The 12,661-nt window shown below is 73.2% G+C and carries 13 protein-coding genes; 7 read left to right on the forward strand and 6 right to left on the reverse strand.

Annotated elements, in window-relative coordinates:
• Window positions 1–47: 47 nt before the first annotated feature.
• Both ACFTZA_RS16070 and ACFTZA_RS16075 read right to left on the reverse strand, forming a co-directional pair.
• Window positions 48–1,061 (reverse strand): aldo/keto reductase family protein, encoded by a 1,014-nt coding sequence (locus ACFTZA_RS16070; RefSeq protein ID WP_378197129.1) that lies wholly within the window; start codon window positions 1,059–1,061, stop codon window positions 48–50.
• A gap of 71 nt (window positions 1,062–1,132) precedes the next feature.
• Window positions 1,133–1,738, reverse strand: coding sequence for a DUF3043 domain-containing protein (locus ACFTZA_RS16075; RefSeq protein WP_378197132.1), 606 nt, complete (start codon window positions 1,736–1,738; stop codon window positions 1,133–1,135).
• A 166-nt stretch (window positions 1,739–1,904) separates the two neighbouring features.
• Here ACFTZA_RS16075 and ACFTZA_RS16080 point away from each other — a divergent pair, with 166 nt between their 5' ends.
• Window positions 1,905–3,257 (forward strand): dipeptidase, encoded by a 1,353-nt coding sequence (locus tag ACFTZA_RS16080; RefSeq protein ID WP_378197230.1) that lies wholly within the window; start codon window positions 1,905–1,907, stop codon window positions 3,255–3,257.
• A 42-nt stretch (window positions 3,258–3,299) separates the two neighbouring features.
• On the opposite strand, the gene ACFTZA_RS16085 is transcribed toward ACFTZA_RS16080, so the two are convergent.
• Complete coding sequence (locus tag ACFTZA_RS16085; protein WP_378197135.1) at window positions 3,300–3,848, reverse strand: acyl-CoA thioesterase; 549 nt, start codon at window positions 3,846–3,848, stop codon at window positions 3,300–3,302.
• 97 nt (window positions 3,849–3,945) lie between these two features.
• Between ACFTZA_RS16085 and ACFTZA_RS16090 the strand changes: the two genes are divergently transcribed.
• A complete protein-coding gene (locus ACFTZA_RS16090) occupies window positions 3,946–4,320 on the forward strand; it encodes a DUF3817 domain-containing protein (protein ID WP_378197137.1) in 375 nt (124 codons plus the stop codon).
• A gap of 34 nt (window positions 4,321–4,354) precedes the next feature.
• On the opposite strand, the gene nadA is transcribed toward ACFTZA_RS16090, so the two are convergent.
• Window positions 4,355–5,602, reverse strand: a complete 1,248-nt coding sequence (gene nadA / locus ACFTZA_RS16095; protein ID WP_378197141.1) for a quinolinate synthase NadA — start codon at window positions 5,600–5,602, stop codon at window positions 4,355–4,357.
• Between the two features lie 55 nt (window positions 5,603–5,657).
• Here nadA and ACFTZA_RS16100 point away from each other — a divergent pair, with 55 nt between their 5' ends.
• Together ACFTZA_RS16100 and erpA are read left to right on the forward strand one after the other, a co-directional pair.
• Window positions 5,658–6,854, forward strand: a complete 1,197-nt coding sequence (locus ACFTZA_RS16100; protein ID WP_378197144.1) for a glycerate kinase — start codon at window positions 5,658–5,660, stop codon at window positions 6,852–6,854.
• Between the two features lie 240 nt (window positions 6,855–7,094).
• Window positions 7,095–7,445, forward strand: coding sequence for an iron-sulfur cluster insertion protein ErpA (erpA, locus tag ACFTZA_RS16105; protein ID WP_075829474.1), 351 nt, complete (start codon window positions 7,095–7,097; stop codon window positions 7,443–7,445).
• Window positions 7,446–7,502: 57 nt separating this feature from the next.
• Here erpA and ACFTZA_RS16110 read toward each other — a convergent pair whose 3' ends face one another.
• Window positions 7,503–7,835 (reverse strand): sulfurtransferase TusA family protein, encoded by a 333-nt coding sequence (locus ACFTZA_RS16110; RefSeq protein WP_378197148.1) that lies wholly within the window; start codon window positions 7,833–7,835, stop codon window positions 7,503–7,505.
• Entirely contained in the window at window positions 7,832–8,974 is a 1,143-nt protein-coding gene (locus ACFTZA_RS16115; RefSeq protein ID WP_378197152.1) for a cysteine desulfurase family protein, read from the reverse strand. Before ACFTZA_RS16115 ends, ACFTZA_RS16110 begins: the two co-directional genes overlap by 4 nt.
• 378 nt (window positions 8,975–9,352) lie before the next feature.
• On the opposite strand from ACFTZA_RS16115, the gene coxB reads away from it, so the two are divergent.
• The 3 genes from coxB to ACFTZA_RS16130 are packed head-to-tail and all read left to right on the forward strand — an operon-like array spanning window position 9,353 to window position 12,497.
• Window positions 9,353–10,273, forward strand: coding sequence for a cytochrome c oxidase subunit II (gene coxB, locus ACFTZA_RS16120; RefSeq protein WP_378197155.1), 921 nt, complete (start codon window positions 9,353–9,355; stop codon window positions 10,271–10,273).
• Window positions 10,273–12,102 carry a cytochrome c oxidase subunit I gene (gene ctaD / locus ACFTZA_RS16125; protein ID WP_378197158.1) on the forward strand — a complete coding sequence of 610 codons (1,830 nt, stop codon included), beginning with the start codon at window positions 10,273–10,275 and terminating at the stop codon, window positions 12,100–12,102. The genes coxB and ctaD overlap by 1 nt, the downstream gene beginning before the upstream one ends.
• A complete protein-coding gene (locus ACFTZA_RS16130) occupies window positions 12,099–12,497 on the forward strand; it encodes a cytochrome c oxidase subunit 4 (RefSeq protein WP_378197161.1) in 399 nt (132 codons plus the stop codon). The genes ctaD and ACFTZA_RS16130 overlap by 4 nt, the downstream gene beginning before the upstream one ends.
• The last annotated feature ends 164 nt before the right edge of the window (window positions 12,498–12,661 follow it).

Genomic DNA, 12,661 nt, shown 5'->3' on the forward strand with positions numbered 1-12,661 from the left:
GGGCACCCCGGAGGGTGCCCCGCGCGTCGGACGGTGTCGAGGAGGCGTCAGGAGGGCCGCTTCTGCGGCGCGCCCTCGGCCGTCTTGCCCGCGTCGCGCTCGACCACGTCACCGAGCGTCTCGTCGATGCGAGCCATGAGCTCGGCCGGGATCGTCACGCCCGACGCCTTGACGTTCTCCGCGACCTGCTCGGGCCGGGACGCGCCGACGAGCGCCGCGGCGACGTTGTCGTTCTGCAGCACCCAGGCGATCGCGAGCTGGGCCATCGACAGGTCGAGCTCGTCGGCGACCGGCTTGAGCTGCTGGACCCGGGCGAGCACGTCGTCGGTCATGAAGCGCTGGATCATCCGCGCGCCGCCCTTGTCGTCCGTGGCGCGCGAGCCCTCGGGCAGCGGCTGACCGGGGACGTACTTGCCGGACAGGACGCCCTGAGCCATCGGGGACCAGACGATCTGCGACAGGCCGAGCTCCTTCGAGGTCGGCACGACCTCGTCCTCGATGACGCGCCACAGCATCGAGTACTGCGGCTGCGAGGAGATCAGCTGGAAGCCGAGGTCCTTCGCGAGCGCGTGACCGGCGCGGATCTGGTCGGCGGTCCACTCCGAGACGCCGATGTACAGCGCCTTGCCCTGGCGGACGATGTCGGCGAACGCCTGCATCGTCTCCTCGAGCGGCGTCTCGGTGTCGAAGCGGTGCGCCTGGTACAGGTCGACGTAGTCGGTGCCGAGGCGCTTCAGGGAGGCGTTGACCGACTCCATGACGTGCTTGCGCGACAGCCCCGAGTCGTTGGGGCCGGCGGGACCGGTGGGCCAGTAGACCTTGGTGAAGATCTCGAGCGACTCGCGGCGCTGCCCCTTGAGGGCGTCGCCGAGGACCTGCTCGGCCTTCGTGTTCGCGTAGACGTCGGCCGTGTCGAACGTCGTGATGCCGGCGTCGAGGGCGGCGTGGACGCACGCCGTCGCGACGTCGTTCTCGACCTGGGAGCCGTGGGTGAGCCAGTTGCCGTAGGTGATCTCGGAGATCTTGAGACCGGAGTCACCGAGGTAGCGGTAGTGGGGCATGGCCCCAACCTATCCGGCGATCGGTTGCCCCGGGAACCGGAAAGGGTGGCGTACGGAGTCCGGGGGACCGGTCAGCTCGGGTAGACGCCGTGCTTCTTGTGCAGGGGCTTGGGCAGGCGCGCCCGGCGCAGCTGGAACGCGCGCATCACCGCGTACATGACCGTGCCGCGCGGGACCTCGCCGAACTTCGCGACGATGCGCTTGCGCAGTCCCCGCCACATGACGAACGCGTCGACCACCGTGAGCAGCACGATGGCGTACAGGGACATCACCGTCGCGAGCGCCAGCGCCTGGTTGTTCGCGGTGAACAGCGACAGCAGGATGAACACGAGCGCCACCGGGAGGAAGAACTCGCCGAGGTTCCAGCGTGCGTCGACGTGGTCGCGCACGTACCGCTTGACCGGCCCCTTGTCCCGCGGCGGCAGGTACCGCTCGTCGCCGGTCTGCATCGCCTGGTACTGCCGGTCGCGCATCTCGCGCTGCTTCTCCCGGGCGGCCTTCGCGGCGGCACGCCGGTCGTTCGGCACGAGCGGGCGCTTGTTCGCCGCCTCGGCGACCCGGCGCTTGGGCGTCGGCCGTCCCTTGCTGGTCCCGCGCTCGATCTCCGCCGCCGCCTCCTCGGGAGCGGGTGCGTCGGAGGTCGGCGTGGGGGCGGAGGAGCGGTTGCGGGAGAACACAGGTCCAGGGTAGTCGAGCGCGGGCGCCTCCCTCACCTCCCGCGTCCCCCCGCCCGCACCTCCCGCGCCCCGGGCCGTGGCGTACGGTGCACGCGTGACGAACTCACCCGAGAACCCCGAGCAGGCAACCACCCCCGCCCCGGCCGGCTCCGCGTCGCACGCGGCGCTGCGCGAGACGGTCGCAGGGCTCTTCCCGGCGCTGCGCGCGGACCTGGAGGCGCTCGTGCGCATCCCGAGCGTCTCCAACGCCGCGTTCGACGCGTCGTCCGTCGCCGCGAGCGCGGACGCCGTCGCCGCGCTCCTGCGCGACGTCGGGATGCCGGAGGTGCAGGTGCTGCGCGCCACGTCGGCGGACGGCCGCGAGGGTGCGCCGGCCGTCGTCGCGCGCCGACCCGCGCCCGACGGCGCACCCACCGTGCTGCTGTACGCCCACCACGACGTGCAGCCGCCCGGGGCCGCGTCCGGCTGGGACACCGACCCGTTCGAGCCGACCGAGCGCGACGGGCGCCTCTACGGTCGCGGCGCGGCCGACGACAAGGCAGGGGTCGTCGCGCACGTCGGTGCGCTGCGCGCCCTGACCGCTCTCGGCGAGCTCCCGGTCGGGGTCACGGTGTTCGTCGAGGGCGAGGAGGAGGTCGGCTCCCCGACCTTCCTGCCCTTCCTCACGCAGTACCGCGACCTCCTCGCGGCGGACGTCATCGTCGTCGCCGACTCCTCGAACTGGAAGGTGGGCGTGCCGGCGCTCACGACGTCGCTGCGCGGCCTCGTCGACTGCGAGGTGGAGGTCGCCGTGCTCGGGCACGCCGTCCACTCGGGCATGTACGGGGGCCCCGTGCTCGACGCCGTCACGCTGCTGTCCCGCCTGATCGCGACGCTGCACGACGACATGGGGAACGTCGCGGTCGAGGGCCTGGTCGTCGCCGACGAGCCGGCGGTCGACTACGCCGAGACCGACTTCCGCGCCGACTCCTCGATGCTCGCGGGCACGACGCTCGCGGGCGAGGGCTCCATCGCCGGACGGCTGTGGACCAAGCCGGCGATCGCCGTCATCGGGCTCGACGCGCCGAGCGTCGCGCACGCCTCCAACACCCTGACCCCGGCCGCGACGGCCAAGCTGTCCGTGCGGCTCGCCCCGGGACAGGACCCGGCGGCCGCGGCGGCGGCGCTGCGCACGCACCTCGAGGCGCACGCGCCGCTCGGTGCGCGCGTCACCGTGCGCGACGGCGAGCAGGGCAAGCCGTTCCTCGCGCCCGGTGACTCCGAGGCGATGCGCGCCGCACGCTGGGCGTTCGCGACGGCGTGGGGGACCGACCCCGTGGACATCGGCGTCGGCGGCTCGATCCCGTTCATCGCCGACCTGCTCGAGGTCTTCCCCGACGCGGCGATCCTCGTCACCGGCGTCGAGGACCCGGACTCGCGCGCGCACGGCGCGAACGAGTCGGTGCACCTCGGCGAGCTCGAGAAGGTCGTGCTCGCGGAGGCGCTGCTGCTCGCCCGGCTCGGGTCGACCGCCCGCTGAGGCCGCGTCGGCCGCGGTGCGAACGGGCCCCGCGGCCGACGCCTACGACCCGGCGACCGGTGCGTCGCGGTGGGCGACGTCGACCGCGCGTGCCCAGGCCGCGACGTCGTCCGCGAGGGCGGGGGAGACCGGCTCGCCCCCGAGCAGGCCCACCACGGCCGGCGCCGGCACGCGCTCGCCGGTGCCGCGCTCGAGGAAGCGCCCGGCCACCAGGCCCCGCGCGCACAGGTCGCCGCGGCGCGTGAACACCTGCTCGAGGTAGACGACGCGCTCGTCCCACCCGAGCACGCGCGTGGTGATCTCGAAGCGGTCCCAGAGGCGCAACGACCGGCGGTACTTCACGGTCGACGCCGCGACGACCGGGTACCAGCCCTTGTCCTGCAGGAGCGGGAACCCGCCGAGGTCCGCGATGTAGTTGCTCCGTGCCACGTCCATCATCTGGAGGTACACGCCGTTGTTGACGTGCAGGTAGAAGTCGAGGTCGCCGGGGCGCACGCGCATGCGCGTCACCGAAGGGTCGAGCACGGAGCGGCCGGGGACCGCCCGGCGCGGCATGGTGCTGGCGGCGAGGAGCTGGAGCTGGCGGGTCACCGTCGAAGGCTACTGTCCCGGACGGGCGGTACGGGGTACCGCCGACGGCGACGCGCCCGTGGCGGAGCGCCCAGCCGCCTGTGCGAGGATGCGCCCCGTGACGACGACGAGCCCCGCCCCTCGCCCCACCGCCACCCCGGGCCCCCGCGATCTCCGGGCACGGCACCCGTTCGTCGTGCGCGCCTTCCGCGCCGTCGCGGTCGCCGAGGCGTTCTCCTGGGCGGGCCTGCTCGTCGGGATGTACCTCAAGTGGGTCGCGGGCACGACGGAGCGCGGGGTCGAGGTCTTCGGGCCCGTCCACGGCGGTCTCGTGCTCGTGTACGTCGCCCTCGCCGTGCTCGTCGCGGTGCGGCTGCGATGGTCGCTGTGGACGACGTTCCTCGCGCTCGCCGCGACCGTCCCGCCGTTCTGCACCGTCGCGTTCGACGTGTGGGCGCACCGCTCCGGCCGCTACGCCCGCCGGGCCGGCTGACCCGCGTCCGGCGGACGTGCCGCCGGAACCGTGCTCAGATCCCCGGCAGCGCGAGCATCTGGTCGAGCGCGACGCGCGCCCAGTGCGCGTCGTCCGCGTCCACGACGATCCGGTTCACCACGCGGCCCGCGGCGAGCGACTCCATCGCCCAGACGAGGTGCGGCAGGTCGATGCGGTTCATCGTCGAGCAGAAGCACACCGTCGAGTCCAGGTAGTGCACCTGCTTGTCCGCGTGCGCGCGCGCGACACGACGCACGAGGTTGAGCTCGGTGCCGATCGCCCAGGACGACCCCGGCTCCGCGGCGTCAAGCATCTTGATGATGTACTCCGTCGAACCCACGAAGTCGGCGGCGGTGACCACCTCGTGCTTGCACTCGGGGTGCACGAGGACGTTGACGTCCGGCACCGCCGCGCGGATGTCGCTGACGTTCTTCGCCGAGAACCGCCCGTGGACGGAGCAGTGGCCGCGCCACAGGATCATGCGGGCGTCGCGCAGCTGCGCGTCCGTCAGCCCGCCGTTCGGCCTGCGCGGGTCGAACACCACGCAGTCGTCGAGCGACATCGCGAGCTTGAGCACCGCCGTGTTCCGGCCGAGGTGCTGGTCGGGCAGGAACAGGACCTTGCCCGTGCCGTCGACCCCACCCACCTGCTCGAACGCCCAGCGCAGCGCGACCTCCGCGTTCGACGACGTGCAGACCGTCCCGCCGTGGCGCCCGGTGAACGCCTTGATCGCGGCGGAGGAGTTCATGTACGTCACCGGGATCGTCGAGTCGGCGATCCCCACCTCCTCGAGCACGTCCCACGCGTCCTCGACCTGGTCGATCGCCGCCATGTCGGCCATCGAGCAGCCGGCCGCGAGGTCCGGCAGGACGACCTGCTGCGCGTCCGACGTGAGGATGTCCGCGCTCTCGGCCATGAAGTGCACGCCGCAGAAGAGGATGAACTCCGCCTCGGGCCGCGCGGCGGCCTCGCGGGCAAGCTTGAACGAGTCGCCCGTGACGTCGGCGAAGTCGATCACCTCGTCGCGCTGGTAGTGGTGCCCCAGCACGAACGCGCGATCACCCAGGGCTGCGCGCGCCGCCCGCGCCCGTTCGACGAGGTCCGGGTCGCTCGGCGCGGGCAGCTCGCCCACGCACTCGACACCGCGCTCGGACGCCAGGTCGCGACCCTGGCCCAGGAGGAGCAGGGGCGAGGACGCGGGCTCGACGAAACCCCCGCCGTCGCGGCGCGGGGCGTCGGGTCCGGACCGGCCGGACTCCAGCAGGGTGCTACCGGTGCTCACGGCACCATGGTCGCACAACGGACACCGGCTCCGGCCGGGCTGGCACAATCCCCGCATGCGCGTCCTCGTCACCGGCTCGGCGGGCCCCGTCCAGCCCGACGGCGCCTGGCCGGGCCCACGCGACCCACGAGCGCCCGAGCCCGCAGCCGCCGGGGGAGGGACGCACGCCCCGACGCCGCGCGAGGTCGCGACCTGGTGGTTCCCCGGCCGCGCCGACGCCGCGGGGGCGACCGGCGCGACGGCCGTCCCGGTGGCGCTCGCGGCCTCCAGGCCGGCGTTCCTCGACGCGCTCGCCGGGGTCGCGCCGGAGCTCCTCGCCGCCGTCGTGCCCGGCGAGGACGGCACGGACGTACCGGTCGCCGTGCGCCGCGACCCGCGCACCGCCACCGTGTACGTCGACGCCTCCCAGGTACCCGCCGTCGGTGGAACCACCCCCGCGCCGCGGTCGTCCGCCGCCCTCGGGCACCTGCTCGCGCACGCGGCCGACGCCGCCCGCACGCCCGACGGCCGGCCCGGCCGCGTCGTGGTCGCGACCGGAGGGGCGCGCAGCCACGACGCCGGCGCCGGGCTGCTCGGCGCCCTGGCCGGCCGCGTGCCGTCAGGTCACGGCCCGACGACCGCCGAGACGCTGCGGTCCGCGCGCTCGACGCTCGGTGGCGCGGCGCTCGTCGCCGCGGTCGCGACGGACGCGCCCCTGCTCGGCCTGCACGGGACGAGCGCGGCGCTCGCGGCCCGCGGCGTCGACGACGCCGTCGCGCAGGACCTGGAGCGGCGCCTCGGCGCCGTGGCGCACGACGTCGGCTCCGCCGTCGAGACGCTCGACCGCGAAGGCCTCGGCGCGGTCGCGGGCCGCGACCTGCTCGCCGCGTCGTCGTCGCGGCGGCTCGCGACGGTGCCCGGCACCGGCAGCGGCGGCGGCGCGGCCTTCGCGCTCGCTGCGCTCGGCGGGCGCCTCGTCCCCGCTCTGGCCGTCGTCGCGGACGCCGTCGGCCTGGACGCGCACCTCGCCGCGGCCGACCTCGTGGTGGTGGTCGTCGACGAGCTCGCGGCGCACGAGCTGGGGGAGGGCGTCGTCCACGAGGTCGCGCGCCGGGCCGCGCGGCACGCCCTGCCGGTCGTGGTCGTCGCGCGCACCGTCGTCGCCGGCCGGCGCGAGCAGGCGGCCGCGGGTCTCAGCGGCGCCCACGCGTGGGGCGACGGCTCCGCGCGGGCGCTCGTCGAGCGGGTCGCCCGCACGTGGTCGCGTGCCTGACGCCGACGCAGGTCCGACGGCGCCGGCCGGGACCTCGGACGGGCCGCACCACGGCCGGCTCGACCCTGCGCCGCCGACGCGTCGTAGACTCGGCATCACGACCGGGCCCTCGGGAACACGACCGGCACGTGTGGTGTTGAGGACCTGACGGGAGATCCGGAGAGAACCGCTCCGGGAGAGACCCGGGAACGCCGGCCACCACCGGGGCAGCGCGCCTGCCCCCGACAGCGCGGAGACGAGATGAGCGAGACCACCGAGACTGCCACCCACGGCGTCAACCTGACCGACGGGGCCGCGGACAAGGTCCGCACCCTCCTCGAGCAGGAGGGTCGGGACGACCTTCGCCTGCGCGTGGCGGTGCAGCCGGGCGGCTGCTCCGGCCTGATCTACCAGCTCTACTTCGACGAGCGGCTGCTCGACGGCGACGCCCTGCGCGACTACGACGGGGTCGAGGTCGTCGTCGACAAGATGAGCGTCCCCTACCTCGAGGGCGCGACGATCGACTTCGCCGACACCATCGAGAAGCAGGGCTTCACGATCGACAACCCCAACGCTGGCAGCGCCTGCGCGTGCGGCGGCTCGTTCAGCTGACCCCGCCACGGCCCGTACGAGGCCCGGTCGCCGGAACGGCGGCCGGGCCTCGTCGCGTCAGGAGAACGGGCCGAGCTCGACGGTGATCGACCAGGTCGTCCGCGTCTCGTCCTGGTCGCCACCGTTCCCGTCACCACCGTTCCCGTCGCCACCCTCGGCTGGCAGCGTCTCCTCGCCCACCACGCGGTGCCCGCGCATGCGGGCCCACGCCGGCACGTCGTGCCGGGCCGCCGGGTCCGTCGACCAGACGACCAGACGCTCGCCCGGGGGGCGGTCGCGCGCCGCGGCTGCGAGGCGCACGACGGGGAGCGGGCACCGCAGGCCGCGCGCGTCGACGACGACCGGCGCCCCGTCCCCGGACGGGCGCCCCGGCTCCACGGGCCCGCTCACAGCCCCTCGACGCCGAGGGCGGACCGCACCCGCGCCACGGCACCCGGGAGCACGGCGAGGAGCCGGTCGACGTCGTCGTCGGTCGTGGAGCGGTCCAGCGCGATCCGCACGTTCCCGTGCGTGAGCACGCCCATGGCCGAAAGCACGTGCGACGGCTCCAGGCTGCTCGACGTGCACGCCGACCCGGACCCGACCGCGATCCCCTCGCGGTCGAGCTCGGCCAGCAGCGCCTCGCCGTCCACGTAGAGGAACGAGAACGTCGCGACGTGCGGCAGGCGCGCGACCGGGTCGCCCACCACCTCGACGTCGGGGACGGTGGCCACGGACGTGCGCACCCGCTCGACGAGCGCGCGGCGCCGGGCGTCCTGCGCGTCGCGGTCGGCGAGGACGGCCTGCAGCCCGACCGCGGCGGAGAACGCCGCGGGAACGCTCACCCCGCCGGGCACGAGCGCGCCGGGGTCCTCCGGGAACGGGCTGCGCCGGCGCACGCGCGAGCGCAGCGCCAGGACGCCGACGCCCGGTGCCCCGCCCCAGTCGCCCGGGTCGGCGGCGAGGACGTCCCAGGTGTCGGGCACGGGAGCGTGCCCGAGGCTCGCGCCGGCGTCGACGAGGATGGGGACGCCCGCGTCGCGAGCCGCCTCGTGCACCGCCTCGACGGGCTGGAGCGTGCCGACCTCGCCGTTGGCGTGCTGGAGCGCGGCGAGCGCCGCGCCGGGTCGGGCGAGGGCCTCGCACATGGCCGCCTCGTCCACGCGACCGGACCGGTCGACGTCGACGACGTGCCGCTCGAGCCCGCCGTGGCCGGCCGCGTGGAGCACCGCCGCACGCTCGACCGCGCCGACGACGACGCGCGTTCCCGCCCGGCGCCTCCCGGCGGCGGCCGCCGCCACCGCGGTGTGCAGCGACGCCGTGTGGGAGGGCGTGAACACGACCTCCTCGGTGCGCGCGCCCAGCGCCGCGGCGACCGCCTCCCGTGCGCCGGACAGCAGCGCCGCCGCGCGGCGCCCCTCGGCGTGCAGACGCCGCGGGTCCGCCCAGCCGTCGTCGAGCGCCTGCTCGAAGGCCTGACGGGCGAGGGGGTGCCACGGGGCGCGCCCGCCGTTGTCGAGGAGCACGCGGGAGCGGGTGGTGTGCGTCACAAGGCCTCCGGCGTCGGGCGCGGGCGTCAGCCGGGGCGGTCGCGGGACGGTCCGTCGCGCTCTCGCACGACGTCGCGGGCCGGCGACACCGGCGGAACCGTGCGCTGGCGCGGAGAACCCCGGTCGCGCACGCGGGACACGAGCACCGTACCGCGCCCTCGGCCCGGGGCGACGGGGCGAACGATCTGACACAGCGAGCAGGGGTGTGCCGAACCTGGGGCGAGCCGCGCGGACGTGGTGCGGATCTCCCCCCGCGAGGACGCGCCGCGGGCCACGGAGCGCGGATCGGCGCGCTAGGCTTCGTGTGTCGAGGACGAAGGTCCTGTGCTGGGCTCGTGGAGACGGGTCCGGTGCCGGACGTGACGTGAAAGGCCCCCCTTGCACTCGCAACCCCCTAGCCGCACACGGCGCACCATCCTGCGGGCGACGGCTCTCGCCGTCGCCGTCGGCGCGGTGGCGTCCGGCTGCGCCACCGACTCGGTCCAGCGCGGGTTCCTGCCCGGTTACGAGGGCGGGGAGGTGACCAACCAGACCGATCGGATCACGTCGCTGTGGACCGGCTCATGGATCGCGGCGCTGCTCGTCGGCATCGTCACGTGGGGCCTCATGCTGTGGTGCGTCGCCGCCTACCGCAAGCGCAAGGACGACCACGTGCTGCCGGTCCAGACCCGGTACCACCTGCCGCTCGAGATCATGTACACGGCGGTCCCGATCGTCATGGTGCTCGTGCTCTTCGTCTACACGGACCGCGACATGACGGCCATCCAGGACCGCGACGTCGAGTCGGACATGACGATCCAGGTCATCGGCAAGCAGTGGAGCTGGGACTTCAACTACCTCGACGAGGACGTCTACGAGTCGGGCATCCACCTCGACGACGTCGGCGAGACGCTGACCGAGGAGGCGGAGATCGACGGCGCGCCGGGCACCGGCGAGGTGCTGCCGACGCTGTACCTCCCCGTGGGCGAGAGCATCCGCTTCGAGCTCGAGTCTCGCGACGTGATCCACTCCTTCTGGATCCCCGCGTTCCTCTACAAGCAGGACATGATCCCGCACCGCACCAACGTGTTCGTCGTGACCCCGACCCGCGAGGGCGTCTACGCCGGCAAGTGCGCCGAGCTCTGCGGCGAGCACCACTCCGGCATGCTCTTCAACGTCGAGGTCGTCGACCGCGCCGAGTTCGACGAGCAGATGGACGCGCTGCGTGAGCGGGGCCAGGTCGGCTCGATCCCTGTCGCGGGCTTCAGCCGCCTCCAGGACCCCAACCCCGTCACCGCTACCACGGAGGGTGAGAACTGATGGTCGCGCAGGCCGAAGTCGTCCCCGGTCTCGCCCCTCGGCGTCAGACCCTCGGGCGGACCGTCATCAAGTGGGTGACGTCCACCGACCACAAGACGATCGGGTACATGTACCTGATCACGTCGTTCATCTTCTTCTGCATCGGCGGCCTCATGGCCCTGGTGATCCGGGCGGAGCTGTTCGAGCCCGGCATCCAGCTCGTGCAGAGCAAGGAGCAGTACAACCAGCTCTTCACGATGCACGGCACGATCATGCTGCTGCTGTTCGCCACACCGCTCTTCGCGGGCTTCGCGAACGTCATCATGCCGCTGCAGATCGGCGCGCCGGACGTCGCGTTCCCGCGCCTCAACATGTTCGCGTACTGGCTCTACCTGTTCGGTGGGCTCATCGCCTCTGCCGGGTTCTTCACGCCGCAGGGCGCCGCGTCCTTCGGGTGGTTCGCGTACGCACCGTTGTCGAGCACGACCTTCAGTCCAGGGCTCGGGGGAGACCTGTGGGTCTTCGGGCTCGCGCTCGCCGGCTTCGGCACGATCCTCGGCGCGGTCAACTTCATCACGACGATCATCACGATGCGTGCTCCCGGCATGACGATGTTCCGGATGCCGATCTTCACGTGGAACACCCTCGTCACGAGCCTGCTCGTGCTGATGGCGTTCCCGCCGCTCGCCTCGGCGCTCTTCGCCCTCGGTGCGGACCGACGTCTCGGTGCCCAGGTCTTCAACCCGGAGAACGGCGGCGCCATCCTCTGGCAGCACCTGTTCTGGTTCTTCGGGCACCCCGAGGTCTACATCATCGCGCTGCCGTTCTTCGGCATCGTCACCGAGATCCTCCCGGTCTTCAGCCGCAAGCCGATCTTCGGCTACAAGGGACTGGTCTACGCGACCGTCGCCATCGCCGCGCTGTCCGTCACCGTGTGGGCCCACCACATGTACGTCACCGGCGCGGTGCTGCTCCCGTTCTTCGCGTTCATGACGATGCTCATCGCGGTGCCGACGGGCGTGAAGTTCTTCAACTGGATCGGCACGATGTGGCGCGGGAAGCTCACGTTCGAGACGCCGATGCTGTGGTCGATCGGCTTCCTCGTCACGTTCCTCTTCGGTGGTCTGACGGGCATCATCCTGTCCAGCCCGGCGCTCGACTTCCACCTGTCGGACTCCTACTTCGTGGTGGCGCACTTCCACTACGTGGTGTTCGGCACGGTCGTGTTCGCCATGTTCGCGGGCTTCTACTTCTGGTGGCCGAAGTTCACGGGCCGCATGCTCGACGAGCGCCTGGGCAAGCTGCACTTCTGGCTGCTGTTCGTCGGGTTCCACACGACGTTCCTCATCCAGCACTGGCTCGGTGTCGAGGGCATGCCGCGCCGCTACGCGGACTACGCCGCCTCGGACGGCTTCACGTGGGAGAACCAGGTCTCGACCATCGGGGCGTTCATCCTCGCGGCGTCGACGCTGCCGTTCCTCTGGAACGTCTACACGACCTGGCGCAACGCACCGAAGGTCACCGTCGACGACCCGTGGGGCTACGGCCGCTCGCTGGAGTGGGCGACGTCGTGCCCGCCCCCGCGGCACAACTTCACCGCGCTGCCCCGCATCCGCTCCGAGTCGCCCGCGTTCGACCTCCACCACCCCGAGGTCGCCGCGATGGACCACGCCGAGCCGAGCCCCAACGTGCTCGAGCAGGTGTACGGCGAGGCGGACCGCCGCGGTGAGAAGAGCGTGGCGCTCGACCGGCTGAGCGGCAGCTCGGAGGCCGGTCACTCGACCACGACGACGATCATCGACGAGCCCGGGACCTCGGGTCCCGTCGACGAGAGCGAGGACGGCAAGTGAAGATCGAGTACAAGCTCTTCCTGCTCGGCACGCCGTTCTTCGTGCTCGCGGGCGTCGTGTACGGGTTCATGAGCGGCTGGGAGCCGGTCGGATCCGTCGCGCTCCTGCTCACCGCCGGGCTCGTCGCGATGATCGGCGCCTACCTCCGGCTCACGGCACGTCGGATCGACTCGCGACCTGAGGACGACCCGGACGGTCTCATCGAGCAGGGCGCGGGGGACCAGGGCGTCTACGCGCCGTGGAGCTGGTGGCCGCTCGCCATCGGCGCCACGGGTGCCATCACGTTCCTCGGCCTCGCGGTCGGCTGGTGGCTCGTCTACGTGGGCATCGCCCTCGGCGCCGTGGCGCTCGTCGGCTGGGTCTTCGAGTTCTCCCGCGGCCAGCACGCGCACTGAGCCTCTGCGGCACGTGGCGGCCACCGGATCGGTGCCGTCAGGGACTGTACAGCGCGGTTGCACGCGCGCTGGATGACATCACGAAGGGCCCGGACCTCCTCTCGGAGGTCCGGGCCCTTCGTCGTCCCACCGGGCCCCGCCGCAGCGTGGGTTCGGTGCGTGTG

It is taken from the genome of Cellulosimicrobium sp. NPDC057127 (assembly GCF_042670945.1).
In the GTDB taxonomy this organism is placed as follows: domain Bacteria; phylum Actinomycetota; class Actinomycetes; order Actinomycetales; family Cellulomonadaceae; genus Cellulosimicrobium.